Below are 26586 nucleotides of genomic sequence, written 5' to 3'. Positions count from 1 at the left end.
ATTTACAAAAATCAAGGTCGCGTATCATATCCAACTTTCATAAAACTGTACCAGCGCCGTCGCAAGATCAGCCTGCAAGCCTTGTTCCAGACACCACGTCTGCGCATGCGCGCTCACCTCTGGCCAATGCTCAAGGAGCATTTTCCACGCATGTGCCATATCGCCATCAGTGTTCCAGGCTTGCCATAGCGCAACCAGCGCCACCTTTGCGGGCGGTGACAGCGCGGCGGTGTAGAGCTCGAGGAAGGCGTCGAGTTTGTCGAGATGGATAGCTTCGTCCTGGCGATAGATGTGCCAAAGCAATGGCCGCCCGGCCCATTGGGCGCGCACGAACGAGTCTTCGCCGCGCACCGCGTTGAAGTCGCAGCACCATAGCATGCGGTCATATTGTTCCTGGCGTACGAACGGCAACACCTGCACGGTCAAGACGCCACGCTGATGCACGGCCCCCGCCGCCAGCCCTTCCACGCCGAGCCAACGTTGCACATCACCGAGGATGCGCCCTTCCGGCACCAATAGATGAGTGGCGTGCCCGTCCGTCGACAATACGTCGAGCCAGCCGCCAAGGCCGCTGTTTTCGTAGGCAAACAACGAGATCAGCCGCGCGCCCTCTACGGGAAATACGCCCAGGCCTTGCAGGAATTGGCGCTGCGCATCTGCATCTTGCTGAAACGTCTGACGCTGTTCCAGCAACCCCGCCTCGCGCAGCAGACCACCGGTGCCTGGCCGGAAGCCGGGGAAAAAGAAGTACTTCTGCACGCCCTTGAACTTCACCGACGGCAAGCGGTGGCAACCCACCACCCAGTCTTCGGCGCTCAGGTAATCCAGGTTCATCCACAGTGGCGTGCGCTCGCGCGCCGCCATGGCTTCCATATAGTCGGGCGGCAACTGGCAGGCGAAGGCCGCGATGACCACATCGGCAGCCGGCGCCGCAGCCCATTCGGCCGGCCAATGGCGCACGTCGACGCCCTCTTGCCATTGCTGGCTCAACTGCACATCGATCTCGGGGCACATGCGCTCGAAGGCGCGCAGGTCATCGACCCACAAACGCACTTCGCAAGCGTGCTCCATCACCAATTGCCGGGCCAGGCGCCACGTCACGCCGATGTCGCCGTAGTTGTCGACGACACTGCAAAAAATATCCCAGCGGGCTTTCATTCCGGGCTCCAACGATCAAAGGCTCGATTGTCCGCATAAATGCCGTGATGCAGAAGGCTTGATCGCGATTATTCTGCATGGCGGCTGTGCGACAATCGCTGCCACGCCGCAAATGCCCGCCAGGAGGCCATCATGTCTGACCGTTCGTTGTCGCTGCCCAAGCTCACGCTCGCCATCGCCCTGGGTGTGTGGCTAGGGTTTATCGCGATTGTGCTGAGCACCTGGCTGGCATCGCGCTACCTGTTCGCGCAAAACCTGGCACCGGTTGCCCAGGCCGTTCAGCAATTGGGTAAACCGGCGCCGGCCGCGCCGGAGCCGCCGAACCGTATGTTCGAGCAGTACCAGCAGAACCTGCAAAAGCAGGAGCAGCAGCAGACCCTGGACCAGGCGCGCAACAACGCACGTAACCTGTCCAACCCCAAATGCCAGTTCTGGTTGCAGCAGGACCAGAACGCGCCGAATGAAAAGAGCCGGGCGAATGTCCTGCAATTTTGCGAATGATCAAGCACAGCCATGAATAAACACGCCGTTCACCAGCGGGTGCTGGAGAAGCTCAGTATCGACCTCGAGATTGCCCAGCGTGCCGCGCAGACCGCCTACGAAACCGCGACCCACGAAGAAAACATCGCCGAAAACAAATACGACACCCTGGGGCTGGAGGCGTCCTACCTCGCGGCCGGGCAAGCCAAACGTGTCGAGGAAATCAAGCAGGCGCTGGTGCTGTGCCAGAACATGGCGCTGCGTGCCTACGATGACCAGCGCGGCATAGAAATCGGCGCGCTACTGGGCCTGGAGGACGAGAACGGTCGCCAGCAATGGCTGTTCCTGGCGCCGGATGCGGCGGGTCTGAAGGTGGAGGTGGTGGGGCAACCGGTGACCGTCATCACCCCGCGCTCGCCCTTGGGCAAAAGCCTGCTGGGCAAGTTCGAAGGCGATGAGGTAGAGATTCTGGTGGCAGGCGCTCGGCAACTGTTTGCGGTTACCGAGGCCAGATAAACCACTCAGTGAACAGGCAGTTCAACGCCGTCGAACAGCTCTTCGAGTTCCTGCTTGTTGTGGCACTGGATGGCCTTGGCCATCACTTCGCGGGTCAGGTGCGGCGCGAACTTCTCGATGAAGTCGCACATGAAACCCCGCAGGAAGGTGCCACGACGGAAGCCGATCTTGGTCACGCTGGACTCGAACAACTCGCTGGCATCCAGCACCACCAGGTCTTTATCGAGGGCAGTGTCGACCGCCATCTTGGCGACGATACCCACGCCCAGGCCCAGGCGCACGTAGGTCTTGATCACGTCGGCATCGGCGGCGGTAAACACCACTTTCGGCGTGAGGCCGCGATGACTGAAGGCTTCGTCAAGCTTGGAGCGGCCGGTGAAACCGAACACGTAGGTCACGATCGGGTATTCGGCCAGGGCTTCGAGGGTCAGCTTCGGCAGCTTGGCCAGCGGGTGGCCCTGAGGCACGACGACGCAACGGTTCCAGCGATAGCACGGCATCATCACCAGGTCACCGAACAGCTCGAGGGCTTCGGTGGCGATGGCGAAATCGACGGTACCGTCAGCCGCCATCTCGGCGATCTGCATCGGCGACCCCTGGTGCATGTGCAGGGCGACGTCCGGGTACTGCTTGATGAAATCGCGGATCACCGGCGGCAAGGCATAACGCGCCTGGGTGTGGGTGGTGGCGATCGACAGGGTGCCCTTCTTCTCGTTGGAGAATTCCTGGGCGATCTGCTTGATGCTTTCGACTTTGCGCAGGATCTCGCCGGCGGTGGTGATGATGCGCTCACCGGCGGGGGTGACCCGGGTCAGGTGCTTGCCGCTGCGCGCGAACACTTCAACGCCCAGCTCGTCTTCGAGCAGGCGGATCTGCTTGCTGATACCGGGTTGCGAGGTGTAGAGGCTTTGAGCGGTAGCGGAAACGTTGAGGTCGTGGTGCGCCACTTCCCAGATGTAGCGCAGTTGTTGAAGCTTCATATGTGTCCCTCAAAGCAGATAGACGCCACGGGTATCAGCGACGGTATATAACTATATTAAAGGTTAGACAGATAAATCTAGAACTTTTTATCCTTTCCTACCGATCACACGTCATCATTGCGTCGACGCTGTACAGCAGGCACCAGGTAAACCGGCACCGTAGACAGCTGCACCACTCGAGCGGCGGTGCGCCCAAGCGGTGTGGCAACCGCCGCTGCATGGCTGTGGCTGCCGACGATCAACAGGTCTACGGAGAGTTTGCGCAACTGGTCGAGTATCACCTCGCAGGGGTCCCCCTGAATCACCCGTACCGAACGAATCAACTTAAGGTCCTGCTCCCCTTCCCCCAACTCCTCGCGAAAACTGTCCAGCACGCGCTGCTCGATGGTTGCCATCACCGTGGTCAGGCCCTGGGTCTGCCACTCACTCAAGGCCTGCTCATCAAGGTAGCTCTGCAACACTGATTCGGCGAACAGCCCGATCGGCTCGACGGCATGAATCACATACAGGTCGGCCTTGAACGTTCGCGCCAGCGCCAGCGCATGTTGCATCACATAAGGCGCATACAGACCAAGGTCCGTGGCGTACAGCATCGAACGAATCATAGAACCTCCTGGGCTGCCAGGGCGGCGGAGATTGAATCAGCTTAGCAGCGCCCAAGCGACTTGGATTGACTTAGATCTTCACCTCGTTACTGATGCCATGGGGCACATGCCCGGTGGCCACCACGTCCCTGGCTTTCTCGCAATGACCGGCCTGGTCATCGAAAAACACATCGGCGGCGAACGCCTCCAGAAACGCGGATTTTTCCAGGCCGCCGAGGAACAGTGACTCGTCCAGGCGGATATCCCATTCACGCAAGGTGCGAATCACCCGCTCATGGGACGGCGCCGAACGCGCGGTCACCAGCGCAGTGCGGATCGGGCAGGCCTCATCGGGAAACTCGCGCTGCAACAGGTTCAGCGCCGCCAGGAAACCCTTGAACGGCCCCCCATGCAAAGGCTGACGCGCCGATTCGCGCTCGCTGGCCTGGAACGCAGCCAACCCACCGGCCTGATACACACGCTCCGATTCATCGGAGAACAGCACCGCGTCACCGTCAAAGGCAATGCGCAGTTCTTCGCTGCAAGCGCGGTTCGGGCCGCCGGACAAAATCGTCGCCGCCGCGAAGCCAGCATCGAGAGCACTGCGCACATCCTCCGCATGGGTCGACAAGAACAGATGGCAGCCAAACGCCGCCAGATACGGGTAAGGGCTGCGGCCACCGACGAAGGCCGCGCGGGAAATATCCAGGCCGTAATGCTGGATCGAGTTGAACACACGCAAGCCCGTGTCGGCGCTGTTGCGCGACACCAGCACCACCTCGACGCGGGCGCGCCCCAGGCTGGCGTTGAGGCTGAGCAGCTTCTTGACCAGCGGGAAGGCGTCGCCGGGTTCGAGGATTTCCTCCTCGTGTTCGATCTGGTACTGGCGGTAGGTCTCGACGCCTTCGGCCAGGTAAACCTTGTGGCTTTCACTCAGGTCGAAGAGCGCCCGCGAAGAGATCGCCAGCACCAGTTTGTCGCCCAATCCGTTCGCCATGCGATGTCCCCCGACTCAGCGATTATGCCGATCAATAAAACTCAAGGCCTGGTAGAGCGCCCGCATGCGTGGCAACTCGCAACCCGCCGCCTTGGCCGCGGCCAGTGGCCGGGCGTAGATCGCCGCCAGTTCCAGCGGGCGTTTGTGCACGTGATCGTGGTACATACTCGGCAGGTAGTCGTCCATGGTTTCAGTCATGGCGAACATCTGCTCGGCGTAGCTGGCAGCAATGTCATGGCCACAGGCGTGGGCGCCCTGCACCACTTCGGCCATCAGTGCGTGGATCAGTTCGCGGCTGGATTCGTCAGCCATCAGCGCCGTGGTGCCAGTGCCCAGTAAAACCGAGAGGCCGTTGTAGGGCACGTTCCACACCAGCTTATGCCAGCGGGCCTGATGCACATTGGCCATGGCCTGGGACTCGATGCCGGCCTTGTGAAACAGCGCGGCGCCGGCTTCGACGATGGCTTTCTGAAGGGTTTCATCGTTGGCCGCGGTGCCACTGTGGTAGCCCAGATTGACCCGGCCCAGGGCCTGATGCTCGACCACGCCAGGCGCGGAGCGGTGCACGCCGATATAACACAGCCCGCCCAGCAGATGCAGGGAAGCCGGCAGGTGGGCACGCAGGTCGTCTTCCACATCGAGGCCGTTTTGCAACAGCACCACTTTGGCATCCGGCGCGGCGACCTGGGCAAGGGTCGGCGCCAGCTCCACATTGCCGGTGGATTTGGTGCCCACCAGTAACCAATCGCACGGCGGCATATCGGCGGCGCGTGCATAGGCCTGTACCGGATGCAGGTGCAGACTGCCATGCACGCTGCTGTTTAGATGCAAGCCATGCTCGCTGACCGCGGCGTATTCGCTGCGCAACAGGAAGTGCACATCGAACCCGGCGCGCGCCAGCATCAAGCCGTAGAAACCACCGATGGCGCCGGTGCCGATAATGCCGATGCGGGGCGATGTTGCGGTCATGGCAGGTCCTCTGGAGTGCGGGTAAGTGCTTGATTAATTGCGTCGGTAAGGTCGGCAAGTGCAAGACGTGCCTGTAGTTGCCCGAGGAACTGACCCTCGCACACCACGAACAACGCCGGCAAATGAAAGATCTGGTAGCGCTCGACCGCCCCACCGTTGTGCCCGGCATCCACCCAGCACACGCGATCCACCGGCAGCCGCCAAGCCGGCAGTTGCTGGCGTGCCCACCGACAACTGGAACACCCTACGCTGGTAAACACCACAAGCGAAATACCTGGCAATCCCAGCAATTGCTGGTCAATATCCAGGTCGGTCAATTCCAGTTCCTTCACTATACTGCTGCTGCCGCCGTCAACTGGACGGTGCTCGGAGTCCGTGTACATGGGTCGTTTTTTACCTCACCCTGATGATGTCGCTGTCGAGTTAATCCAACGCCCCTCTCCCGCCCTGCCCCGCCAACGCCTGCACACTATCGGCCTGGGCGGCATTGCCTGCCACTGGCCGCGCGCCTGGCGCCGGGGTACGGCGGTTGATCTGCACATTCCCTCCCTGGGTCCCAGCGCCCGCTACCCAGGCTATGTCGCGTGGTGCCGCAAGCTGGAAAACGGCTACCGCATCGGCATCTCGTTTACCGATGAGCATGCACTGTTCGGCGCCCGAATGGGTGAGCAAGCATGCCGGATGGAACGCTATTGCCGCCAGCACGAAGACGCCGAGCCGACACCCGCGCAACTCGAGGCGTTGGCCCGCGAGTGGGTGGCGCGCCACGCCGGCGAGTTCTCCCATGACGCATTTGTGCGCCCGGCACGGGATTAAACCGGGCTTTGCCCATTGTGGCGGGCCCGTGTTACGCGCTAAGGTTCCTCCCCCCTGTATTCAAATCATGCTGTGCCCGCCGCACGGGGATGGCTGGCGGCCGGCACCCGTGACCCTGGCGAGTAACACGATGGCTGATTTACCGATCAATGACCTTAACGTCGAATCCAACGAGACGCTGATCACACCCGATCAGCTCAAGCGCGAAATCCCCCTGAGCGACGCTGCCTTGCAGACCGTCACCAAGGGTCGCGAAGTCATCCGTGACATTCTCGACGGCACCGACCACCGCCTGTTCGTCGTGATCGGGCCTTGCTCGATCCACGACCTCAAGGCTGCCCACGAATACGCCGAACGCCTCAAGGTGCTGGCGGCGGAAGTGTCCGACACCCTGTACCTGGTGATGCGCGTGTATTTCGAAAAGCCGCGCACCACCGTCGGCTGGAAAGGCTTGATCAACGACCCGTACCTGGACGACTCGTTCAAGATCCAGGACGGCTTGCACATCGGTCGTCAGTTGCTGCTGGACCTGGCGGAAATGGGCCTGCCCACCGCCACCGAGGCCCTCGACCCGATCTCCCCGCAGTACCTGCAGGACCTGATCAGCTGGTCGGCCATCGGCGCGCGTACCACCGAATCCCAGACCCACCGCGAAATGGCGTCCGGCCTGTCCTCGGCCGTGGGTTTCAAGAACGGCACCGACGGCGGCCTGACGGTGGCGATCAACGCCCTGCAATCGGTCTCCAGCCCGCACCGCTTCCTGGGTATCAACCAGGAAGGTGGCGTCTCCATCGTCACCACCAAGGGCAATGCCTACGGTCACGTGGTGTTGCGCGGCGGCAACGGCAAGCCCAACTATGATTCGGTCAGCGTTGCGCTGTGCGAGCAGGCTCTGAACAAAGCCAAGATCAAGCCGAACATCATGGTCGACTGCAGCCACGCCAACTCCAACAAGGACCCGGCCCTGCAGCCGCTGGTGATGGAAAACGTTGCCAACCAGATCCTCGAAGGCAACCAGTCGATTATCGGCCTGATGGTCGAGAGCCACCTGAACTGGGGCTGCCAGGCGATTCCAAAAGACCTCGCCGACTTGCAGTACGGCGTGTCGATCACCGATGCCTGCATCGACTGGTCCGCCACCGAAAACACCCTGCGCAGCATGCACGCCAAGCTCAAGGACGTATTGCCCAAGCGCAAACGCACCTGAACAAAGACTGCGCACACAAAAACGCCGGGCTAAACCCGGCGTTTTTTATGGCTGCTCGTTCAGAGCTTCGCGGCATGGCGCTGGTGGCGCTCCATGTAGCGTTCGACGTAAGAGCAGGACGGGATCACCGTGTAGCCAGCCTCTTCGGCGAACTTCAAGGCTTCCTCGGTCAATGCCGCCGCAATACCACGGCCTCGCAGTGCGTTGGGCACGAAGGTGCGATAGATATCCAGGGTCTGCTTCCCGAGGTCCATGTAGGTCAGATAGGCACGATGACCGTCCACATTGGTCTCGAACTGATGACCAGCCTGGTCATGGTGGATGGACAACGCCTCGCTCATCACTACTCCTCGCGGGTCTTGGATTCTGACCCCTACCTTACCGATGTTTTTCCGGCGAAGGAACATCTACGCCACCCCGTGCCGGGTTCGACAACGAGAAAACCTCTAGTGCTCACAACCAGCACCTAAGGAATAGTAGGCGCCAATCCCGCCATTGCTCAAGGCGCACTCGTCATCCTCTGCCACGGGTGGATATAGAAAGGGCCTCGATCACTCGGTGACCGATAGCCTGAACATTGCCGGCAGTTGAACCTTGAGACGAACTGACGCTCTTAAAGTCACCTCTACATGAGTAAAAGATGCCAGACACGGTAAAGACGGGCTGTACGAAAGTGTCGGGGTCGATATATAAATTTTCATCTATTTACCCGGCTTGACGCATGCGGGCTGGCCCTTTCAGCCTGGATCCAATCTTCACCGGAATGCAAAAAACTGGACGGCTTTTTATACAAACCTCCAGAAGATTAGCCAAAACAGATTCGGCACAAGAATTTTTTTTGCTTCTTGCGCTACGTCAGTTTACTTACTACAAGTAATGAGTAGTATGTACGCCGGCTATCCGCTCACTCTGGGCAAGTAGCCATTTAATAGAAAGTCCTTGAAGGGGAACACGATGAACAACGTTCTGAAATTCTCTGCTCTGGCTCTGGCCGCAGTTCTGGCTACCGGTTGCAGCAGCGTCTCCAAAGAAACCGAAGCTCGTCTGACTGCAACTGAAGACGCAGCAGCTCGCTCCCAGGCTCGTGCAGACGAAGCCTACCGTAAAGCCGATGAAGCGCTGGCTGCTGCTCAAAAAGCACAACAGACTGCTGACGAAGCTAACGAGCGCGCCCTGCGTATGCTTGAAAAAGCTAGCCGCAAGTAATAATCCCTCGGGGTTGTTATCAAGCCGATCCATTCTTGGGTCGGCTTTTTTATTGCCTGCGATTCGACCCTGAACCCCAGGCAATAAAAAACCCGCCGCAGCGGGTTTTCCAATTGCGCCGGCTTACTGCTGCAGATCAATCGGTGCGCTGGAAGCCACCGGTGCCGCGCCTGGCACACCGATTTCGGTCGGCAGGCCATCTTCCGCCGCGACCACATCGCGCACCTGATCCCAGTTCACCCGCAACTGGTTGGCCAGGTCTTCACGCTTGAGCAAGGCATTGATCACCGCCGTGTGCTTGTCGACCACCGACGGCGTGCCGTCGTCGTTCAGCGGCGTGTGCGCCTCGAGGTACACCTTGCCGCCGCTGCTGCCGAACTTGTAGGCATCGTTGATGATGCGCACCGACGTCCCCACCGGCACCATGCCGGCCATCTCCAGCACATTGTTGTTGAACATGCGGAAGCAGCCGTGGCTGGTACGCGTACCGATACCGAACTTCATGTTGGAACCGTGGATCAGGTAACCCGGCGTGCCCAGGGTGAACTTGAACGGACCCAGGGGGTTGTCCGGGCCGGCCGGCACCACGTTGGGCAACGGGTCGCCGTTGGCGGCGTGCTCAGCCTTGATCGAGGCTGGAGGGGTCCAGGTCGGGTTCGGCGTCTTGGCGATAATGCTGGTGTGCGCGATTGGCGAGCCCCAACCCTCACGACCGATCCCCAGCGGGAAGGTGTAAACCACGCTCTGGCCCTTGGGGTAGTAGTAGAGCCGGTATTCCGCGAGGTTGATCACAATGCCTTCCCGGGGCCCCGGCGGCAGGATGAAACGCGTCGGCAGCACGATCTCGGTACCCGCGCCCGGCAACCAAGCATCGACGCCCGGGTTGGCCGCGACCATCTCCGAATAACCCAGGTCATAGGTGGTGCCCAAGTCGGCAAAGGTGTCTTCGTACTTGGCCTTGGTCACCTGGACCTGGCCAACGATGTCTTCACCCGGTGGTGGCAAGGGCAACTGCAAGGCTGACGCAGAACCGGCCGCACAGAGTGCAGCGAGAGACAGGCAGCAGGTGACGACGGAAAGGCGCGACAACATCCGGAAAATCCTTCGCAGAACGACGGGTAGGTAAAAATCGATTGTATACGTGAAGCGTGCGTCTAGCTGCAAGCGTATGGAAACACCTACAGCTCGAAACGCAGCTCCGGCCAGATCGGCGGTGTGCCGCGCTTCTGCGACTCAAGAATCGCCCGGCACAGCGGGCACAGGCGCTGGTCCTGGAAAATCGAACGATCGACCCGCGACCAGCGCGGTTGCGCCGGCAACAGTGTGCCGCACAGCGTGCGATCGATGGAGCCGCCCAGTTCCAATTGACGTGTCACCAGATGCACCCGCACTTCCTGGCAGGCGAACAGATCCAACTGCTCGTCCGGCTCGATCAGTTGGTAATTAAACAGGGACCAGGCAGGACGCGACATCAGGGGCTCCAAATCGGGGGGGCGCCACCTTAGCCGAAAGCCTGCCGGTAGAAAAGCGTCATAGCAGCGGTTTTAGCGTCGGCCAGACATTTTCCAGCAACTTGCCCTGGGCACCGACCGCCGGGTGCAGTTGATCAGCCTGCATCAAGTCTGGATGGCCACCTACGCCATCGAGGAAAAACGGCACCAACGGGACGTTTTTGTCTTTGGCCAACTCGCCATAAACCGCGGCAAAGGCGGTGGTGTAGCGCGGGCCATAATTGGGCGGCAACTGCATCCCCAGCAACAACACCTTGGCGCCTTTGGCTTTGGACTGGTCAATCATCGACGCAAGATTTTGTTTCAATTGCGCAGGCGGCTGCCCGCGCAGGCCGTCATTGCCACCCAACTCGATCACCACCACGTCCGGCTTATGCTCTGCAAGCGCCGCCGGCAGCCGCGCGAGGCCTCCGGCACTGGTGTCGCCACTGATGGAGGCATTCACCACTTTATCGTCGAAACCTTCCTTCTTGAGCCGTTGCTCCAGCAACGCGACCCACCCTTTGCGGGTATCCAGGCCGAAACCGGCACTGATACTATCGCCAACGATCAGGACTGTACCCGCCGCTGCGTTCTGGGCCATGCACATCAAGGCCAGGCCAGCACTCAAAAACCACATTCGCATCGGATTCTCCATGGGCGCAAGCATTCTCACCGCGCGGAACCTTAGCAAAGTGGTTCCCAGCGCGGAAGGTGAACTGACTATCCTGCACGAACTGAGCCTGGAACTGAACAAGGGCGATAGCCTGGCTATCGTCGGCGCTTCCGGTTCCGGCAAATCCACCCTCCTCGGCCTGCTGGCCGGCCTCGACCTGCCCAGCAGTGGCGAAGTTACCCTCGCAGGCCAAGCCTTGAGCAGCCTCGACGAGGACCAGCGCGCGCGCATCCGTGCCGAGCATGTGGGCTTCGTATTCCAATCCTTCCAACTGCTCGACAGCCTCAACGCGCTGGAAAACGTCATGCTGCCGCTGGAACTGGACGGCCGCAAAGACGCCCGCGAGCGCGCCAGGCACCTGCTGGAGCGTGTCGGCCTGGGGCAGCGCCTGACCCACTCGCCGCGCCAGCTCTCCGGGGGTGAGCAGCAGCGGGTGGCGATTGCCCGCGCGTTCGCCGCCGAGCCGGATGTGCTGTTTGCCGATGAGCCCACCGGCAACCTCGACAGCCACACCGGCGAGCGCATCAGCGACCTGCTGTTCGAACTCAATAAAGAGAGCGGCACGACCCTGGTGCTGGTCACCCACGACGAGCGCCTGGCCCACCGTTGCCGACGCCTGATCCGCCTTGAAGCCGGCCTGATGGTCGCGCCCCTGGAGCCTTGATGGCACGTTTGCCGCTGTTGCGCCTGTTCAGCCTTGCCATGCGTCAATTGCTGCGCGACGCCCGCGCCGGCGAATTGCGCGTGCTGTTCTTCGCCCTGCTGGTGGCTGTGGCTGCCAGTACCGCCATCGGCTACTTCGGTGCACGCCTCAATGGCGCCATGATGCTGCGCGCCACCGAGTTCCTCGGCGCTGACCTGGTGCTCGAGGGCAGCTCGCCGGCCCGCGCCGAACAAATCCGCTCCGGGACCGAACTGGGCCTGGATCACGCCCGTGTCGTGGAGTTTTCCAGCGTCATTGCCACCGACAACGGCATCCAGCTCTCCAGCATCAAGGCGGTCAACGAGCAGTACCCACTGCGCGGCCAGTTGAAAAGCGCAGCGGCCCCGTTTGGCGATGAAACCCCAGGCGGCGGCCCCAAGCCAGGTGAAGCCTGGGTAGAGGCACGGCTGCTGACGGCACTCGACCTCAAGGTCGGCGACAGCATCGACGTGGGCATGAAGACTCTGCGCCTGGCTCGCGTGCTGACCTACGAACCCGACCGCGCCGGCAACTTCTACAGCCTCACGCCCAGGGTGATGATCAACCTCGCGGACCTGGACGCCACCGGCGTGGTCCAGCCCGGCAGCCGCGTCAGCTATCGCGAGCTGTGGCGTGGGCAGCCCGACAGCACGGTGCTGCAAACCTACCGTGACCTGGTCAAGCCGGGGCTCGCCGCCAACCAGCGCTTGCAGGACTCCAGGGACGGCAACCAGCAGATCGGCGGCGCCCTGGGCAAGGCCGAGCGCTACCTGAACATGGCCAGTCTGGTGGCGGTGCTGTTGGCTGGCGTGGCCGTGGCCCTGTCTGCCAACCGCTTTGCCACGCGCCGTTTCGACGCCAGTGCGTTGCTGCGCTGCCTCGGGTTGTCACGCCGTGAAGCCATGTTGCTGTTCAGCCTGCAATTGAGCGTACTCGGCCTGCTGGCGAGCTTGACCGGCGCCCTGCTCGGCTGGCTGGCGCAGTTTGGCCTGTTCTACTTCCTGCATGACCTGCTGCCGGCGGATGTACCGCCTGGCGGGCTGCTACCGGCGATTGCCGGGATCGGCACCGGGCTGGTCGCCCTCGCCGGCTTTGCCTTGCCGCCCTTGGCCGCATTGGGCCGAGTGCCGCCACTGCGGGTGCTGCGTCGCGACTTGTTGCCCATCCCGTCCAGCACCTGGATGGTCTACGGGGCTGCGCTGTTCGCGCTGGGCCTGATCATGTGGCGCTTGAGCCTCGACCTGGTGCTGACCTTCGCCTTGCTGGGCGGTGGCGTAGTGGCGGCGCTGGTCCTCGGCGGCCTGCTCCTGCTGCTGCTGCAAAGCCTGCGACGGTTGTTGGCTCGCGCCTCGCTGCCCTGGCGCCTGGGCTTGGGGCAACTGCTGCGCCATCCGCTGGCGGCAGCCGGCCAATCCCTGGCGTTCGGCCTGATCCTGCTGTCCATGGGCTTGATCGCCCTGCTACGTGGCGAGTTGCTCGACACCTGGCAAAACCAACTGCCCAAGGATGCACCCAACTATTTTGCGCTGAATATCCTGCCGGCCGACAAGGACGCCTTTGGCGCACGCCTGCTGGCACTACAGGCCCAGTCGGCGCCGCTGTATCCGGTGGTGCCAGGTCGCCTGATCAGCATCAACGGCGAACCGGTGCAGGAAATCGTCAGCAAGGACTCCAGTGGCGACCGCGCGGTACAACGCGACTTGAGCCTCACCTGGGCCGCCGACCTGCCACCGGGCAATGCCCTGACCGAGGGCGCCTGGTGGTCACAGCAGCCGACCGATGAAGTTCCTGGGGTTTCGGTCGAGGCCAAGGTTGCAGAAAGCCTCAAGCTCAAACTCAACGACCATCTGGTGTTTACGGTGGGCGGGGAAAATCGTGAAGCGCGGGTCACCAGCCTGCGGACCATCAACTGGGATAACTTCCAGCCCAACTTCTTCATGATTTTCCAGCCGGGCACCTTGAAAGACCTGCCTGCCACCTACCTGACCAGCTTCTACCTGGCCCCCGGTCACGACCAGCAGATCGTCGATCTGTCGCGAGCTTTCCCGGCCGTGACCATCCTGCAGGTCGAGGCATTGCTGGAGCAGTTGCGCAGCATCCTCGCCCAAGTGACCCTGGCAGTGGAATACGTGCTGCTGTTCGTGCTGGCAGCCGGCATGGCGGTATTGTTCTCAGGCCTGCAAGCCACCCTCGACGAGCGTATCCGCCAAGGTGCACTGCTGCGCGCCCTGGGCGCCGAGCGCAAGCTGCTGGTCAAGGCCAGACGTATCGAGTTCGGCCTGCTCGGCGCGGTCAGCGGGTTGCTGGCGGCGCTGGGGACAGAGCTGGTGACCTGGGTGCTGTACCGCTATGCATTTGACCTGGCCTGGCAACCTCACCCGTGGTTGCTGTTGCTGCCAGTGATCGGTGCCGTACTGATCGGGGGGGCTGGGGTGTTCGGGACACGCCGCGCATTGAACGCCAGCCCGCTGACCGTGTTGCGCGAAGGTTGAAGCCAAGCTGGCCCGTGCCTTGTTCAGGGGCGGGCCAGCTTACTTCACATACTCGATGCCGGTGATCCACCAGCAGACTTCACCGCTGGGAGTCTGCACCACGGCCTCATCGTCGACTTGCTTGCGCAACAGCGCACGGGCCATCGGTGAATCGATGGAGATATAGTCCATCCGATCATAAATCTCGTCATAACCGACAATGCGAAAACGCTTGGTCTCGCCCTGCTCGTTTTCGATATCGACCCAGGCGCCGAAGAACACCTTGCCTTCCTGCTCCGGCATGTACTCCACCACACGCATGTCTTCCAGGCGCTTGCGCAGGTAGCGAACCCGGCGATCGATCTCTCGCAGCAGTTTCTTGTTGTACTGGTAGTCTGCGTTTTCACTGCGGTCCCCCAGCGAAGCAGCCCACGTCACTTTGCGCGTGGTATCCGGGCGCTTTTCTCGCCACAGGTAATCCAGCTCTTTCTTCAGCGCTTCATGACCTTCTTTGGTAATCAGCTTGGTACTCAAACGCTTGCATCCCCGGGCAGTGTCCATAAGTGCCGATAGGCCAGGCAATCATGCCCTGGCGTCGACCGGCTGGCACTGATGATAAATGAACCGGGGAAAGTAGCCAGGCCAGTCTAGCCATCCAGTGCCTGATCCATCTCAAGCAGCGCACCACGCAAGTTCTGGCGCAAGCCGGATATCTTCGACGTCAATACCTTCAGCGCTTCGGTTCTCTGGCTGACTGCCAACGATTGGTCATGCAGTTGAGCAGTGCGTTGCTCCAGCTCCAGGGCTTTCTCGTCCAGCTGGCTTTGCTGCTGCTGCAATCGAGATTGCCACTCCTCAAGCCGCGCCTCGGATTCGATTGCCGCCAGCTTTTTCTGGGTCAGTTCCTGAGCGACGCGGGCAAGGTTGGTCAGCGTGGTGTCCATTTCGAACAACGTGCTGTCGTCCATTGGCGCCGCAGGCTGCGGCTGTGGCTGCTGCGGCTGTGCCACCGCCTCTGGCTCACGCGCGACAACGGGCGCGAGCTGTACTTTACTCACCGGCGTTTCAACCAGCGCCTGCCGCGGCTCTTCTACAGGATGCTCGGGGACTGCCTCCAGGACAGGTTCGACGGCACTTCCCCCCTTGGGTACGGCGGCCATCTGCGACGAAAAACGAATCGACGGCACGATCAATGAAGCACTCTCGATTGCCGGTAACGCCGGAGCAGACATGCCCAAGGTGATCACCTTCATCACCAGCGCTTTTTTGATGATCATCGAGTGATGATCATCGGGCCTGGCGGACGGCAACTTGCAGCCTTTCAAATCGAGAAAATGATACGGAACCTGACCTTCAGTCACTCCGCCGGTCTTACTGCCCGAGGCTGCCAATGTCAGGATTTGCTTAAAGACATGCATTGCCACTTGCAGGTCTTCCTTGGATTCAACACCGTCCAGAAAATAGCGCTCGGCTTTTTTGCGCAAGGCCGCGATATAGACCCTGGAGCTGCCCGGCTCCACCTCTTCGTCCAGGCTATAAACAAGAAAATTGGAGGCAATCTGGCCAACAGCAAACCCACACAGCAGTGCACCGTTGACCGGAGCATCCTGACCGTTGCGTTCAAGAACTAGGGTACGTAGAAGCATCATGGTAATCAGGCCTCATTAGGGAGACGATTTGAAAGTTGAAATCACATCACAATTGTTTCAGTGACCCACCCAACACGCACGTAGGACCTTTCTGAGAAATGCCTAGCGCCGTTCCCAAAAGGCACTATTGCCCGTACTCTTTTTCACCTGGCGCCCTACGTGATTCAGAATTGTCCGGTAAAAACATGATCGAAGTACAAAATCTGACAAAGTACCTGGACAAGAAAAACATCATCAACAGCTTTTCTTTTATCGCCAATAGAAAGGAATGCCTGGGACTTTTTGGCGAAGACCGTACCGTTAAAACGGCCGTACTTAATATGATAGCGGGTTCCACGCACCCTTCCAGCGGCCACATAACTATTGAAGGTTTGAATACTCAAACCCAGGCACTAAGAACGCGAAAGCTGGTTGGCTATCAAGTTGACGGCGACCTCGATCATCCCTCGCTGTCGGTTAAAGAGTTCCTTAACTTCATCGCCGCCATTCGTGGATTCCACGGCAACGAAAAACGTACGCGAGTGGAAGAAGCCGTCACGCGACTGGAGTTGTGGCCGGTACTCAACATCCCGCTTAACACGCTCAATGCGGCCCTCAAGCGCAGAGTCTCGATTGCCCAAGCCATCCTGCATAGCCCGGCCGTGTTGTTACTGGATGAACCCACCGAGGGGTTTTCACTTGAACAGAAACACCGGTTCAAGTCGCTTGTCAGGTCATTGACCGAAGAAATGACGGTGATCATCGCCTCCCGCCACTGCGATGAATTGTCAGAACTCTGTACGCGCGCACTGGTTATCGCCGGCGGCCGCCTGGTGGCGGACACTCCGCTGCCCGAACTGCAACGCGACTCCCGCCATTTCCAGGCAGTTACCCTCAGCGCCGAGACTCCCCTGGACCTGCTCGCCCTTGCCGTACTGCCTGGTGTGGCGGGCATCGAAGAACATCGGCACGCGCCGGGTACGGTGACTGTATTGGCCATGCCGGGGCACGCGATCTACGCACACATCAATACACTTATTGCCAATCGCCGCTGGAAAATCAACTCACTGAACCTGGAGCCCGGTCGACTGAACGACGTGGTTCGTCATATGAGCCGAGAGGCCCCCCTGTGAAACTGCTGCCTGTCATATTCAAGCGTCAACTTGCCAGTTTTGCCTGCACACCGGGCACCTACCTGAGCATTGCCCTTTTTTTAGTGCTCTCCGTGGCATTAGGCCTGCACATGAGCCCGTGGCCGGAATACGACAGCGGCAATTTGCAGATTTTCTTCCAGTTTCACCCTTGGCTCTACTTCCTGCTAATTCCGGCGCTGGCCACGCAACTCTGGTCTGACGAGTCCAATGCAGGTTTTCTCGACTTAATGAAAACACTGCCCATCACCACGTCCGAATGGGTAATCGGCAAGTTTCTAGCCGCCTGGGCCGTGGCAGGCATGGCCCTGATGCTGATGTTTCCCTTGGTGATCGTCGCCAACTACCTGGGCAACGCAGACAACCAGGTCATAGCCTCGCAAATACTCGCGAGCTGGCTACTGGCAGGCAGTTACTTGTCGGCGGGTTGTTTCATTTTCACACTGGTGCGTCAGCGGACTCTGATCGTCATCCTGACGGTAGGTCTACTGCTGATAGCCAGTGGTCTTTCGTCGTTGTTGGAAGCGCTCGAACACCAGAGACCTATCTGGTTAATCGACAGCATGGCGACCCTCAGCCCTTTCTCAAGATTCAGTGCTATCGATGATGGAAAGTTCACCCTGCGTGATCTGCTTTATTTCACTAGTATCATTTTCGCCTTTCTCGTAGCCACGACTGTCACCCTCAACTACAAACATAGCTGAGAAGGGAAATCTCAATGCGCTCCGCTCTGCTCACCGGTATGACCCTCACTGTCATACTGTTACTTCTGCTGGCGTTCAACCTGGTGTGGGTAAACAAACTTCCGGATATCCGCTGGGACTATACCCTCCAAAAAACTCATACTTTATCTGCGCCCGTCCGCCCATTGCTCGCGTCACTTGAAAGTCCCATCGACTTATATTATTTCAATGCGACGGACAATTCGAAAAGAAGCTATGCCCTGCAGCGATATGGCAAGCGCATAGAGGATTTGCTCAAGGAGTACGAAAAAGCATCTAAGGGGATGATTAATTTACACCTTATCGAGCCGACTCCCTTTTCAGAAGACTCCTACAAAGCCGGGTTGTTCGGCCTGGACGACAAGCAAGGGTTTCTTGGCCTTATCGGCACGCGTGCGGGCCAAGGTGCACAACGCATCGAATCGTTCAGCCTGGAGCGAGAGCCGTTGCTTGAGTACGAAATCAGCCACCTGATCTATAAATTGCAACACCCCGAACGTCCCGTTATCGGGCTGCTGTCGGGGTTGGCGTTGAAGGAATCTGGGGGGCGGTTGCTGAGGGAGCTGCAACAGCACTTCAATCTGGTGAACCTGGAATCGACTACCGAGCGCATACCGGAACACATCGAGGCACTGATGGTCGTGCACCCACGCGCGCTGTCTGAGTCAACCCTGTATGGGGTTGAACAATTTGTATTGAAGGGCGGAAAACTCTTGATGTTTATCGACCCGCTCAGCGAGCAAAGCGCAAATACGCCGCCGGCCAATTCCAGGCTGGACGACCTTCTTGCGGCCTGGGGCATCCAGATGACGGCGGACAAATTTCTGGTCGACCCGCGCTACGCGTCCTGGGCAACGCCCGGCAGCAGAGACCATCCCGCGCGATTGAAGCTGCCACGGCAGGCGATGAACCCCAATGATGTCAGCAGTTGGAACCTGGACACGGTGACGGTATCAACCAGCGGCGCCCTCTCACGTCTCAATAAAAGTCGCACCAGCTTTATCCCGCTCCTGCAGAGTTCCGAGCAGTCCGAGTTGCTGAATACCGAACGCTTTGCTGACTTGAGCACGCTCGACTCATTGGATGACAAAACCCCGATGCCGGGAAAACGCTCCGTGATTGCCGCGCGTATCGAGGGGCCGGGTTATTCGACATTTCCCGATGGCATGAAGGGCCAGCCCCCAGGCCTGCAAAAAGCGGCGCAGATACAGGCTGTCGTGGTCGCCGACACCGACTTGCTCTCGGATAAACTCAGCGGCCCGAAGCCAGACGGCAACTCACTGTTTATCTTGAACACCCTGGATAACCTGTCGGCGGCCAATGCACTTGCCAGTATTCGACCGCGCGCCAAGTTTGAGGGGCCACCGGCGCTTCTGGAGCGCATGCGTGAAGCTGCGCATCAGTCATATCTTGTGAAAGCCAGCGAACTCGAACGACGCCTGTTGCGCACGGAAATGGAATGGCAACAGCTGAATCCAGCGACAACCCCACTCGGCAGCCAGAGCGTAGACCCCACGACCCAACTGCAAGCACTCAACAAAGAGCGCCTGCGCTTACCCATGGAATTGCATGCCTTGCATGCCGAAGCGTACGCGCAGGTGAATCGCCTGGAGCTGGCGCTTAAGCTGGCCGCGACCTTTGCCATACCGCTGGCGTTATGCCTCGCAGCCTGGCTGATCTTCCTCGGCCATCGCCGGCGTCGGTTGCTGGCAGCACGCCTGGTTCATTAAGCGTTCAACGCCTGGCAATCAGCCCTTGCCGGGCAATTCGGGTAAGTTGGCGGATCACGTCAGCCGCATCGCGGGAATTGGGGGCCTGGATAACCGCCAGGTCAAAGCTGTTATTGGCAAAACGCGCGAGGGAATCGCCGTCTTCGACAAACTGGATCAGGAACGCTGAGGGCCGACCGGTACGACGCGGCCAGCCATCCAGGTAACGCAAAAGCGTCGGCTGGTGTTTACCGCCCAGAAGGATTTTCGGATTGCGCTGAGTGAGGTCCGCAGTGATCGGGGCCAGGTGTATCAGGGGGCGTAGTGCATTCATCGTGTCGTGTCTCTGCCTCAAAAGTCTGCGGGCAGGTGAGAGGCAACACCGAACCAGCGCTTTAGCGGAATTTCGAAGCCTGCTTCATCTTGCGATAAGCGTGCTTCTGTCGGGGCTGCATCGAGTCCCGGTGGCGCCCCGCAATTAGCTGTTTAAATCGGCGCATGAGCGGCATCCTAGAGAAGCCGGTGGGGCGGTGTCAAGAATCGCGAGCAATGAAAAGGCCCGCACCTGGCGGGCCTTTCAAGGGTTTTGCGCAGGGATCAGTTGGCGATGGCACGGTCGGCGGACAGTTTGCCGGCGCCTTCGAGCAGTACTGCCAGCGCACCGCCCAGCAAGGCCAGTGCGAACTCATAACCATTGTTGGCCATGAATAGCCCGTTATGGATATGCACCGAGAAGATCGCCACCAGCGAGATAATCGTCAGCCCCAGTGCGGCGGGACGTGCCAGCAAACCGATGATCAGCGCCAGGCCGGCAAAGAACTCAGTGCCGCCTGAGAGCAGTGCCATCAGGGTGCCCGGGGCCAGACCGATGCTCTCCATCCATTGCGCAGTGCCCGCCAAACCACCACCGCCGAACCAGCCGAAGAGTTTTTGCGAACCATGGGCGGCGAAGATGATGCCGACAAAAATGCGCAGAATGGTCAGGCCATAACCGGCGCGGGTGGATAGGACGCGTGTGATCAATGGGCTCATGGTGATAATCCTTTTCAAAGTAGGGGTGGGTTGGCCGCTATATTAATCGGATTACGCAATGATAAAAGCCGAAAAAATGCCTAATACACATCTACAAATCCGATTATTTGCGTAAGGCTACTTTTGGCATCGAAGGCTCCAGGGACTCTCGCTCCCGATCAAACGCCAAGTAATACTTGTTCACGCTATTAACATAGCTGACGCCACCCATCCCAACCTGCTCCATGGCAATGCGTTCGACCTGGAAGAACCACTGGTTGGGGTTGAGCCCGCGGCGTTTTGCTTCGGTGCGCATGCCTTGCACGCGCTCCGGCCCCATGTTGTAAGCCGCCAGCACAAAGGCCATGCGCTCGCGCTCGTTGAGCTTGGGGCTGGAGAAAAACTTGCGACGAATCATCGCCAGGTAACGCGCGCCTGCCTGCACATTGCTATCAAGGTTCTCAATATTGTTGACCCCCACCCTCTGCGCGGCCGAAGGGGTGATCTGCATCAGGCCGGTGGGGCCACCGCTGTTGCGCGCGCCGGGATCAAGCGCCGACTCCTTGTAGGCCAGTGCCGCGAGGTTCAGCCAGTCCATGCCCTGCTCGCGGGCATGCTTTTGCAGGACCGGGCGCAGTTTCTCCAGGCGCTGACGGTCGACTCGGGCCAATGGATTGCGCACTTGGTAAAGGCGACGGTAGATACGCTGGAACGCCACATCCTGGTCGGACGGGGTTCGATAACTCTTGAGAAAACGATCAATGCTGGCCCGCAGCATTGAGGCATCCTGGCGCACAAACCAGAACTCGTCGCCGGGTTCGCTGATGACCACCTGCTTATCGAAGCGCAATTTGGGCAGGATCTTCGACCAGCGTTCGGCAATCGGCTTTTCGACGATGGTCAGGTGAAAAATACCCGCCTGCACCATCTCCAGCACATCCTCCACGGCCAGGGTCGGGTCGACCCACTCCACCTTGATCGGCGGCTGCTTGTGCAGTGCCAGCTTCTGGTTGACCTGGCTGATGGCATCCGCCGCCGCACTGCCAGTGGTCAGCGCCAGGGTGCGCCCGGACAGTTGCTCCAGTTTGGTAAAGCGCCGCTCGCCTTTCACCCCCACCAGCCACAGCGGCACATCGCTGGCAATCGGGTCACTGGTACTGATCTTGTGCGCGGCCTTCACATCCAGCAATTCACCGGGGGCTACCAGGTCGCCTTCGCCACGGGCCAGCGCGCCGAGCAGTTGGTCCTTGGCCTTGGGAATGATCTTGAGGTTGATTTCCTGACCATCACGAGCATGGCCATTGAGGTACTGCTCGAAAGCGCGCAGGCGGTGGTATTCGACGCCGATGGCCTGCCCTTGCACTTCACCGGAACTGTTGCGGCTCTGGTTGACCAGCACGCGCAAGGTCCGGCTGGAACGAATCTCCGCCAGGTCGCGGACCTTGCCGGGTCGGGTCACTTCCAGCGGCCCGTCCAGACGCGCGACCGCTGCCATGGGCAGCAATAACGTCAGGCACAACATAAGCAACGCCGAGGGTCGGATCATCCGCTCTCCGGAAAGAATACTGGCCAACGCTTTCGCGAAAAACGAGGCGGTGGGGGTCAGAAACAGAGCGCTTTAAGCGCTGGCAAGGCGCGCAACGGTGGCACAGGGAGAGCACGCGGGCCAACCACAATGTCACTTGCGACGTTCAAAGACAGCTATAACTCGTTGTAGTTCTTAGTTTTTCTTATAAATCTACAGCTCTGATATGCTTTCCGGCCGCAGGCGGAGATAGCACCATGCAACTCATTGATATCGGCGTCAACCTGACCAACCCCAGTTTCGACGACAAGCACCAGGCCGTTCTCGACCGCGCCTACGCCGCGAGCGTGCAACAATTGGTGCTCACCGGCACCAGCGTCGACGGCAGCGAGCAGGCCCTGGCGCTCTGCTTGAAATTCGATGAAAGCGGACAACGCCTGTTCAGCACCGCCGGCATTCACCCCCATTCCGCCAGCGACTGGAACGGCGACAGTGCCCAGCGACTGCGCGGTTTGCTCAGCGAAAATCGAGTGCGCGCCGTGGGTGAGTGCGGGCTGGATTTCAACCGCGACTTCTCCCCTCGCCCGCAACAGGAAAAGGTCCTGGAAGAACACCTGGCCCTGGCCGTCGAGCTGAAACTCCCGGTGTTTCTGCACGAGCGCGATGCCAACCAGCGCCTGCTGGAGATCCTCAAGGATTACCGAGACCACCTGACCGCCGCCGTGGTGCACTGCTTTACCGGCGAACAGCCGGCGTTGTTCAGCTACCTGGACCTCGACCTGCATATCGGCATCACCGGCTGGATCTGTGATGAACGCCGTGGGACACACCTCCATCCGCTGGTCAGGGAAATTCCCCGTGGCCGTCTGATGCTGGAAAGCGATGCCCCCTACCTGTTGCCGCGCACCTTGCGCCCCAAGCCGAAAAATGGCCGCAATGAACCGGCCTATTTGCCGCAAGTGCTGCGCGAAGTGGCGCTGCACCGCAACGAAACCGCAGAAGACTTGGCCGCGCACAGCACCGCTGCTGCACGCAGCTTTTTTGGACTGCCGACCGTGGATTGATGCGGCGCATTGACCCATGTCAAAACCGGCTTTCTGAGTAGCGGCACAATAATGGCACCTTGCCAATGCTGTTTCCGCTATCAGAGAAAACCTTCCATGGGTGCCTGGCTTAGCAACATCTCGCTGAAATACAAATTCTGGGCCGTGAATGCGGTTGCCTTCATTACCACGCTGCTGTTGGTGCTGTACGCCGTGCAGCTCGAACAACAGGCGCGTAGCGATGCCTCCCATGCCTCGGCGCAGGCGCAGGCGCGACTGCTCGGTGCATGGCCGGCAGACCAGCCCCTGCCCAAAGGTGAGCACTGGCTGACATTCGCTCGCGGCCAAGTCCCACAACTGGCCGGCCAGGATCTGTCAGCCCTGAGCCGCTCCACCGGCTGGGTCGAACTCAACCACATGCCGCTGTTCGGCGAAAACCCACTGCTGGGCGCCGAAGTGATTGCTCGTGATGATGGGCAATACGTCGCCGTACTCGCCCACGCCCCCAGCCTGAGCCAAGTGTTTGGCCAGCGTTTCGCCAACTACGCGGTGGCAGTCGCGATCCTGATGCTGGCGATGCTCGGCGCTTCGCAGCTGTTGATCCGCTTTCTGCTCAGCCAGCTCAACACCCTCAAGGACGTGATGCTGCACGTGGAAAAAACCGGCGACCTGTCGGCCCGCGTACCGCTGGCCTGCAAGGACGAAGTCGGCCAGATGGCCAGCGCGTTCAATGCCATGCAGGCCGGCTATCAGCGCGTGGTCAACACCGTGGCGCGCACCGCCCGGCAACTGGACGAGGGCGCTGCGCGGCTGGCCAGCAGCATGAACGAGGTGCAGCACGGCATGCTCGGCCAGCAAAGCGAAACCGACCAGGCCGCCACCGCTATCAATGAAATGACCGCGACCGTCCACCATATCGCCCAACACGCCGGTGCCACGCGCGACCTGTCGCAGACCGCCGACAGCCTCGCCGGCAGCGGCCAGGAAGTGGTGACCCGCGTCCAACGCTCGATTGCCGGGCTGTCCAGCGGTGTGCAGCAGACCGCCGAAATGATCCAGAAACTCGCCGAAGACAGCCAGAAAATCAACGGCGTGGTCGGTGTGATCCACAGCATCGCCGAACAGACCAACCTGCTCGCCCTCAACGCCGCCATCGAAGCCGCGCGCGCCGGGGAAATGGGCCGCGGGTTTGCCGTGGTGGCCGACGAAGTGCGCAACCTCGCCAAGCGCGTGCAAAGCTCCACCGACGAAATCACCCACATGGTCTCGGCCCTGCAAGCCGGCACGCGCGACGCCGTGGACTTCATGCAGGAAAGCTCGTTCAAGGCCGACGACTGCGTGCAACAAGCCCAGGAAGCCGGCGCCGCACTCGCCGAAATCACCGGCGCCGTGGCGCAGATGCGTGAGAGCAACACCCAGATCGCCGTCGCCGCCGAACAGCAAAGCCACGTGGCCGAAGAGATGAACCGCGCGGTGGTGAGCATTCGTGATGTGACCGAGAACACCGTACAGCAGACAGTGGACTCGGCGACTACCAGTAATGAACTGGCAACGCTGGCCGGGGAACTGAGCAAGGCGATTGGGCAGTTGAAACTGTAGGAGCTTTCATCCTGTAATCCTCTTCCTATAGTCGAGCCTCGGTTTACCCGAGGCTTTGCCGATTTTTCCCACCATCAGTCGCGAATAAAGCCGACTTCTTTTTCCGAGCAATCTATCCAAAGTCACTCGCCTGACCAATCAGTGCGAGGGACCGCCGATGTACTTCTCGTTTAACCGAATGCGCCATGGGCCTGCCTCTTGATTCCGGTCATAGGCAAGTTTGTCCTGTCTCCCATGAACGCCCAGAAGCCGGACGTTGAAGGCGTACTTCAAGACTTCCGGGGTTGCCTTAACACCTTTGACGAATGGGCCGAAAGCTTCTGGAGTGGGTCGGCGCTGGAAGTCGAGCAGGTGTTCAAGGTGGGAAACGAGGTGGCGCTGGTCGCACCTGTTTCCTCCAAAACACCCAGTAGCGCGGTAGCTGAGTGTCGGGCCCAGGGCTCGATCACCTTGGCGCATATCTTTCAAAGCACGCAGTCCGTACCGATCGGCAATACGCCGGTGATGCTGCAAGCCATTGCAGCGGATGGCAGCCCGTTGGGTTCACCCATTCATAAAACCATCGGCCCCAGCGGCATTCTGGAAGTCAAGGAGTGCACCCGCGACCAGAAATACAAAATCACCTTTTACCCCGACGTTTCCAAGAATCACGTCAAGGCGCTGTATGTGTCCTATCAATCCGTTGTTGAAGGGTTGGAAGCTGATCTGCGTGATGAATGGAGCAAAACCTTCAAAGCCCAGTGGAGCGACTTTGCCAAAGCCACGCCTTTGGAGCGCAGTGCGCTGCAAGGGGTTGCGTTCGCCAGCGGCATAGCCAAGGCGCTCTACAACCTGTGGGACAACATTGCGCAGTTGTATGACCTGCTGGCGGACATCCAGGCCAACAGTGAAAAGCTGCTCCAGTACATCTCCGAAGCGGAGCTTGATCAGCTACTGAAGCTGGGTCATGAAGCTATCGCGCAAGGACTCCTTGTGCTCAGTGATGAGCCGCTGCTGTTTATCTATCTGTCAGCGATGGTCGCCTGGATACGGATGCTACCGCCGCCTGACCTATATGAATTGCTGGGTGAGATTACCGGCGAGGTCTTGATCAATCTGTTTCTGATCTGGGCGACACGGGGCATGGGCGTGCAGCTTCGACTGGGCGCTCAGGTGATGAGTCATGTCAAATCCGGCAATGCACGGCGCTGGCTGGAATTGCTGGCCACTCGGCTGGTCGGGCCCAAGTTAGAAACGCATGTCGAGGCGGCTAAACCGTTGTTGTTGGGCAGCCCGGCCACGGCGGTCAAGACAGTGCCTGCGGTGCCGTTGAAGGTGGGGGATCAGCTGGTTTCCAACCCGGTGCCGGCGGTTCGGAACAAATCCCAGAAGACGGCGTTGGTTCGGCAGGAGCATGTCGACGATGCGCCTGCTTCTGCTCGTAATCCGAATGGGGAAGTGGCGGCGCCTGCGGAAAAGACCGCCACCAATGGCTGTCCGGTGTCGATGGTCACCGGTGAAGAACTGCTGACGCTGACCGACGGGACGTTGGACGGGGTTTTGCCGTTTGAGTGGACCCGGTTGTATCGCACCAGTGCGGTGGAAGTGGATTGCGGTTTGGGGTTTGGCTGGAGTCATTCGCTGGCGCAGCGGTTGTCGGTTTGCGGTGACTCGGTGGTGTGGACGGATCATGAGAATCGGTCGACGCAGTTTCCAATGCCCTCCTCCACTCGACCAGCGATCACCAATAGCCTGGCTGAAGCGGCGATTTACTTGGGTTCGTCGGCTGATGAGTTGGTGCTGGCTCAAGCGTCACGGTTTTACCAATTTCGCGACGGTGTGCTGACCGCCATCAGCGACGCGTACGACAACCGGTTGCGCATTTCCCGGGATTATTCCGGGCGGATCGAGCGGCTGGATAACGGCGTCGGGCGTTCGCTGTTCTTGCGTTATGAAGCAGGCCGCATTCTTTCGGTTGACTACCAGA

At 60.0% G+C, this 26586-nt stretch carries 28 protein-coding genes; 13 read left to right on the top strand and 15 right to left on the bottom strand.

Annotation, left to right across the window (positions count from 1 at the left end; all coding sequences use genetic code 11):
- Nucleotides 1-24 precede the first annotated feature (24 nt).
- Nucleotides 25-1158, bottom strand: coding sequence for an elongation factor P maturation arginine rhamnosyltransferase EarP (gene earP, locus WBR57_RS15865; protein WP_424084636.1), 1134 nt, complete (start codon nucleotides 1156-1158; stop codon nucleotides 25-27).
- Nucleotides 1159-1290: 132 nt separating this feature from the next.
- On the opposite strand from earP, the gene WBR57_RS15860 reads away from it, so the two are divergent.
- Both WBR57_RS15860 and WBR57_RS15855 read left to right on the top strand, forming a co-directional pair.
- Nucleotides 1291-1659, top strand: a complete 369-nt coding sequence (locus WBR57_RS15860; RefSeq protein ID WP_424084635.1) for a hypothetical protein — start codon at nucleotides 1291-1293, stop codon at nucleotides 1657-1659.
- Between the two features lie 12 nt (nucleotides 1660-1671).
- Entirely contained in the window at nucleotides 1672-2154 is a 483-nt protein-coding gene (locus tag WBR57_RS15855) for a GreA/GreB family elongation factor (RefSeq protein ID WP_424084634.1), read from the top strand.
- A 5-nt stretch (nucleotides 2155-2159) separates the two neighbouring features.
- Here the strand turns inward: WBR57_RS15855 and cysB are convergent, their stop codons facing one another.
- The 5 genes from cysB to WBR57_RS15830 form a co-directional block, all read right to left on the bottom strand.
- Complete coding sequence (gene cysB, locus WBR57_RS15850; protein ID WP_012722988.1) at nucleotides 2160-3134, bottom strand: HTH-type transcriptional regulator CysB; 975 nt, start codon at nucleotides 3132-3134, stop codon at nucleotides 2160-2162.
- A gap of 104 nt (nucleotides 3135-3238) precedes the next feature.
- Nucleotides 3239-3739 carry a universal stress protein gene (locus tag WBR57_RS15845; RefSeq protein WP_424084633.1) on the bottom strand — a complete coding sequence of 167 codons (501 nt, stop codon included), beginning with the start codon at nucleotides 3737-3739 and terminating at the stop codon, nucleotides 3239-3241.
- Between the two features lie 70 nt (nucleotides 3740-3809).
- Nucleotides 3810-4715 carry a 5'-nucleotidase gene (locus tag WBR57_RS15840; protein ID WP_424084632.1) on the bottom strand — a complete coding sequence of 302 codons (906 nt, stop codon included), beginning with the start codon at nucleotides 4713-4715 and terminating at the stop codon, nucleotides 3810-3812.
- A 15-nt stretch (nucleotides 4716-4730) separates the two neighbouring features.
- Nucleotides 4731-5684, bottom strand: a complete 954-nt coding sequence (locus tag WBR57_RS15835) for a putative 2-dehydropantoate 2-reductase (protein ID WP_424084631.1) — start codon at nucleotides 5682-5684, stop codon at nucleotides 4731-4733.
- Nucleotides 5681-6067: a thioredoxin gene (locus tag WBR57_RS15830; protein WP_424084630.1), complete on the bottom strand. Its 387-nt coding sequence runs from the start codon at nucleotides 6065-6067 to the stop codon at nucleotides 5681-5683. The genes WBR57_RS15835 and WBR57_RS15830 overlap by 4 nt, the downstream gene beginning before the upstream one ends.
- Between WBR57_RS15830 and WBR57_RS15825 the strand changes: the two genes are divergently transcribed.
- Together WBR57_RS15825 and WBR57_RS15820 are read left to right on the top strand one after the other, a co-directional pair.
- Complete coding sequence (locus WBR57_RS15825; protein ID WP_424084629.1) at nucleotides 6066-6500, top strand: PilZ domain-containing protein; 435 nt, start codon at nucleotides 6066-6068, stop codon at nucleotides 6498-6500. The two genes, WBR57_RS15830 and WBR57_RS15825, sit on opposite strands and share 2 nt — an antisense overlap.
- Before the next feature lie 130 nt (nucleotides 6501-6630).
- Nucleotides 6631-7707: a 3-deoxy-7-phosphoheptulonate synthase gene (locus WBR57_RS15820; RefSeq protein ID WP_010211874.1), complete on the top strand. Its 1077-nt coding sequence runs from the start codon at nucleotides 6631-6633 to the stop codon at nucleotides 7705-7707.
- Between the two features lie 59 nt (nucleotides 7708-7766).
- On the opposite strand, the gene WBR57_RS15815 is transcribed toward WBR57_RS15820, so the two are convergent.
- Entirely contained in the window at nucleotides 7767-8048 is a 282-nt protein-coding gene (locus WBR57_RS15815) for a GNAT family N-acetyltransferase (RefSeq protein ID WP_003189869.1), read from the bottom strand.
- Between the two features lie 613 nt (nucleotides 8049-8661).
- Between WBR57_RS15815 and oprI the strand changes: the two genes are divergently transcribed.
- Nucleotides 8662-8913 (top strand): outer membrane lipoprotei OprI, encoded by a 252-nt coding sequence (gene oprI / locus WBR57_RS15810; protein ID WP_003172710.1) that lies wholly within the window; start codon nucleotides 8662-8664, stop codon nucleotides 8911-8913.
- Nucleotides 8914-9036: 123 nt separating this feature from the next.
- On the opposite strand, the gene WBR57_RS15805 is transcribed toward oprI, so the two are convergent.
- The 3 genes from WBR57_RS15805 to WBR57_RS15795 all read right to left on the bottom strand — a co-directional run bounded on the left by WBR57_RS15805 (nucleotide 9037) and on the right by WBR57_RS15795 (nucleotide 11049).
- The gene (locus tag WBR57_RS15805; RefSeq protein WP_424084628.1) at nucleotides 9037-10005 is read right to left on the bottom strand and encodes a L,D-transpeptidase family protein; all 969 of its coding nucleotides are present in this window, start codon (nucleotides 10003-10005) and stop codon (nucleotides 9037-9039) included.
- Nucleotides 10006-10091: 86 nt separating this feature from the next.
- A complete protein-coding gene (locus WBR57_RS15800) occupies nucleotides 10092-10385 on the bottom strand; it encodes a hypothetical protein (RefSeq protein ID WP_025859175.1) in 294 nt (97 codons plus the stop codon).
- A 58-nt stretch (nucleotides 10386-10443) separates the two neighbouring features.
- On the bottom strand, nucleotides 10444-11049 hold the full coding sequence (locus tag WBR57_RS15795; RefSeq protein ID WP_424084627.1) for an arylesterase: 606 nt from the start codon (nucleotides 11047-11049) through the stop codon (nucleotides 10444-10446).
- 10 nt (nucleotides 11050-11059) lie between these two features.
- On the opposite strand from WBR57_RS15795, the gene WBR57_RS15790 reads away from it, so the two are divergent.
- A complete protein-coding gene (locus tag WBR57_RS15790) occupies nucleotides 11060-11743 on the top strand; it encodes an ABC transporter ATP-binding protein (RefSeq protein WP_122718983.1) in 684 nt (227 codons plus the stop codon).
- Nucleotides 11743-14253 carry an ABC transporter permease gene (locus tag WBR57_RS15785; protein ID WP_424084626.1) on the top strand — a complete coding sequence of 837 codons (2511 nt, stop codon included), beginning with the start codon at nucleotides 11743-11745 and terminating at the stop codon, nucleotides 14251-14253. The genes WBR57_RS15790 and WBR57_RS15785 overlap by 1 nt, the downstream gene beginning before the upstream one ends.
- 39 nt (nucleotides 14254-14292) lie before the next feature.
- Here WBR57_RS15785 and greB read toward each other — a convergent pair whose 3' ends face one another.
- The gene (gene greB / locus WBR57_RS15780) at nucleotides 14293-14766 is read right to left on the bottom strand and encodes a transcription elongation factor GreB (RefSeq protein WP_424084625.1); all 474 of its coding nucleotides are present in this window, start codon (nucleotides 14764-14766) and stop codon (nucleotides 14293-14295) included.
- A 113-nt stretch (nucleotides 14767-14879) separates the two neighbouring features.
- Complete coding sequence (locus tag WBR57_RS15775; RefSeq protein ID WP_424084624.1) at nucleotides 14880-15881, bottom strand: hypothetical protein; 1002 nt, start codon at nucleotides 15879-15881, stop codon at nucleotides 14880-14882.
- A 185-nt stretch (nucleotides 15882-16066) separates the two neighbouring features.
- Between WBR57_RS15775 and WBR57_RS15770 the strand changes: the two genes are divergently transcribed.
- From WBR57_RS15770 to WBR57_RS15760, 3 genes are read left to right on the top strand one after another with little or no spacing between them, the layout of a single operon-like run.
- On the top strand, nucleotides 16067-16993 hold the full coding sequence (locus WBR57_RS15770) for an ABC transporter ATP-binding protein (protein ID WP_424084623.1): 927 nt from the start codon (nucleotides 16067-16069) through the stop codon (nucleotides 16991-16993).
- Entirely contained in the window at nucleotides 16990-17715 is a 726-nt protein-coding gene (locus WBR57_RS15765; protein ID WP_424084622.1) for an ABC transporter permease, read from the top strand. Before WBR57_RS15770 ends, WBR57_RS15765 begins: the two co-directional genes overlap by 4 nt.
- A gap of 14 nt (nucleotides 17716-17729) precedes the next feature.
- The gene (locus tag WBR57_RS15760) at nucleotides 17730-19463 is read left to right on the top strand and encodes a Gldg family protein (RefSeq protein WP_424084621.1); all 1734 of its coding nucleotides are present in this window, start codon (nucleotides 17730-17732) and stop codon (nucleotides 19461-19463) included.
- A gap of 4 nt (nucleotides 19464-19467) precedes the next feature.
- On the opposite strand, the gene WBR57_RS15755 is transcribed toward WBR57_RS15760, so the two are convergent.
- From WBR57_RS15755 to WBR57_RS15745, 3 genes are all read right to left on the bottom strand, one after another.
- Nucleotides 19468-19776 (bottom strand): class I SAM-dependent methyltransferase, encoded by a 309-nt coding sequence (locus WBR57_RS15755; protein ID WP_424084620.1) that lies wholly within the window; start codon nucleotides 19774-19776, stop codon nucleotides 19468-19470.
- 263 nt (nucleotides 19777-20039) lie between these two features.
- Nucleotides 20040-20474, bottom strand: a complete 435-nt coding sequence (locus WBR57_RS15750) for a DoxX family protein (RefSeq protein ID WP_424084619.1) — start codon at nucleotides 20472-20474, stop codon at nucleotides 20040-20042.
- Between the two features lie 103 nt (nucleotides 20475-20577).
- Entirely contained in the window at nucleotides 20578-21999 is a 1422-nt protein-coding gene (locus WBR57_RS15745; protein WP_424084618.1) for a transglycosylase SLT domain-containing protein, read from the bottom strand.
- A gap of 236 nt (nucleotides 22000-22235) precedes the next feature.
- Here WBR57_RS15745 and WBR57_RS15740 point away from each other — a divergent pair, with 236 nt between their 5' ends.
- The 3 genes from WBR57_RS15740 to WBR57_RS15730 form a co-directional block, all read left to right on the top strand.
- Nucleotides 22236-23042 (top strand): TatD family hydrolase, encoded by an 807-nt coding sequence (locus WBR57_RS15740; RefSeq protein WP_424084617.1) that lies wholly within the window; start codon nucleotides 22236-22238, stop codon nucleotides 23040-23042.
- Nucleotides 23043-23138: 96 nt separating this feature from the next.
- On the top strand, nucleotides 23139-24620 hold the full coding sequence (locus WBR57_RS15735) for a methyl-accepting chemotaxis protein (protein WP_424084616.1): 1482 nt from the start codon (nucleotides 23139-23141) through the stop codon (nucleotides 24618-24620).
- Nucleotides 24621-24818: 198 nt separating this feature from the next.
- Nucleotides 24819-26586, top strand: a 1768-nt coding sequence (locus tag WBR57_RS15730; RefSeq protein WP_424084615.1) for a DUF6531 domain-containing protein, incomplete at its 3' end; no start/stop codon positions are given.

Source organism: Pseudomonas sp., assembly GCF_049590575.1.
Taxonomy (GTDB): Bacteria; Pseudomonadota; Gammaproteobacteria; order Pseudomonadales; family Pseudomonadaceae; genus Aquipseudomonas.
This window is presented reverse-complemented; position numbering and strand designations above follow the sequence as displayed.

Excerpts from the sequence above, each read along its gene's own strand:
- earP (WP_424084636.1), bottom strand. The coding sequence starts at position 1,158 with ATGAAAGCCCGCTGGGATATTTTTTGCAGTGTCGTCGACAACTACGGC.
- WBR57_RS15860 (WP_424084635.1), top strand. The coding sequence starts at position 1,291 with ATGTCTGACCGTTCGTTGTCGCTGCCCAAGCTCACGCTCGCCATCGCC.
- WBR57_RS15855 (WP_424084634.1), top strand. The coding sequence starts at position 1,672 with ATGAATAAACACGCCGTTCACCAGCGGGTGCTGGAGAAGCTCAGTATC.
- cysB (WP_012722988.1), bottom strand. The coding sequence starts at position 3,134 with ATGAAGCTTCAACAACTGCGCTACATCTGGGAAGTGGCGCACCACGAC.
- WBR57_RS15845 (WP_424084633.1), bottom strand. The coding sequence starts at position 3,739 with ATGATTCGTTCGATGCTGTACGCCACGGACCTTGGTCTGTATGCGCCT.
- WBR57_RS15840 (WP_424084632.1), bottom strand. The coding sequence starts at position 4,715 with ATGGCGAACGGATTGGGCGACAAACTGGTGCTGGCGATCTCTTCGCGG.
- WBR57_RS15835 (WP_424084631.1), bottom strand. The coding sequence starts at position 5,684 with ATGACCGCAACATCGCCCCGCATCGGCATTATCGGCACCGGCGCCATC.
- WBR57_RS15825 (WP_424084629.1), top strand. The coding sequence starts at position 6,066 with ATGGGTCGTTTTTTACCTCACCCTGATGATGTCGCTGTCGAGTTAATC.
- WBR57_RS15830 (WP_424084630.1), bottom strand. The coding sequence starts at position 6,067 with ATGTACACGGACTCCGAGCACCGTCCAGTTGACGGCGGCAGCAGCAGT.
- WBR57_RS15820 (WP_010211874.1), top strand. The coding sequence starts at position 6,631 with ATGGCTGATTTACCGATCAATGACCTTAACGTCGAATCCAACGAGACG.
- WBR57_RS15815 (WP_003189869.1), bottom strand. The coding sequence starts at position 8,048 with ATGAGCGAGGCGTTGTCCATCCACCATGACCAGGCTGGTCATCAGTTC.
- oprI (WP_003172710.1), top strand. The coding sequence starts at position 8,662 with ATGAACAACGTTCTGAAATTCTCTGCTCTGGCTCTGGCCGCAGTTCTG.
- WBR57_RS15805 (WP_424084628.1), bottom strand. The coding sequence starts at position 10,005 with ATGTTGTCGCGCCTTTCCGTCGTCACCTGCTGCCTGTCTCTCGCTGCA.
- WBR57_RS15800 (WP_025859175.1), bottom strand. The coding sequence starts at position 10,385 with ATGTCGCGTCCTGCCTGGTCCCTGTTTAATTACCAACTGATCGAGCCG.
- WBR57_RS15795 (WP_424084627.1), bottom strand. The coding sequence starts at position 11,049 with ATGCGAATGTGGTTTTTGAGTGCTGGCCTGGCCTTGATGTGCATGGCC.
- WBR57_RS15790 (WP_122718983.1), top strand. The coding sequence starts at position 11,060 with ATGGGCGCAAGCATTCTCACCGCGCGGAACCTTAGCAAAGTGGTTCCC.
- WBR57_RS15785 (WP_424084626.1), top strand. The coding sequence starts at position 11,743 with ATGGCACGTTTGCCGCTGTTGCGCCTGTTCAGCCTTGCCATGCGTCAA.
- WBR57_RS15775 (WP_424084624.1), bottom strand. The coding sequence starts at position 15,881 with ATGATGCTTCTACGTACCCTAGTTCTTGAACGCAACGGTCAGGATGCT.
- WBR57_RS15770 (WP_424084623.1), top strand. The coding sequence starts at position 16,067 with ATGATCGAAGTACAAAATCTGACAAAGTACCTGGACAAGAAAAACATC.
- WBR57_RS15760 (WP_424084621.1), top strand. The coding sequence starts at position 17,730 with ATGCGCTCCGCTCTGCTCACCGGTATGACCCTCACTGTCATACTGTTA.
- WBR57_RS15755 (WP_424084620.1), bottom strand. The coding sequence starts at position 19,776 with ATGAATGCACTACGCCCCCTGATACACCTGGCCCCGATCACTGCGGAC.
- WBR57_RS15750 (WP_424084619.1), bottom strand. The coding sequence starts at position 20,474 with ATGAGCCCATTGATCACACGCGTCCTATCCACCCGCGCCGGTTATGGC.
- WBR57_RS15745 (WP_424084618.1), bottom strand. The coding sequence starts at position 21,999 with ATGATCCGACCCTCGGCGTTGCTTATGTTGTGCCTGACGTTATTGCTG.
- WBR57_RS15740 (WP_424084617.1), top strand. The coding sequence starts at position 22,236 with ATGCAACTCATTGATATCGGCGTCAACCTGACCAACCCCAGTTTCGAC.
- WBR57_RS15735 (WP_424084616.1), top strand. The coding sequence starts at position 23,139 with ATGGGTGCCTGGCTTAGCAACATCTCGCTGAAATACAAATTCTGGGCC.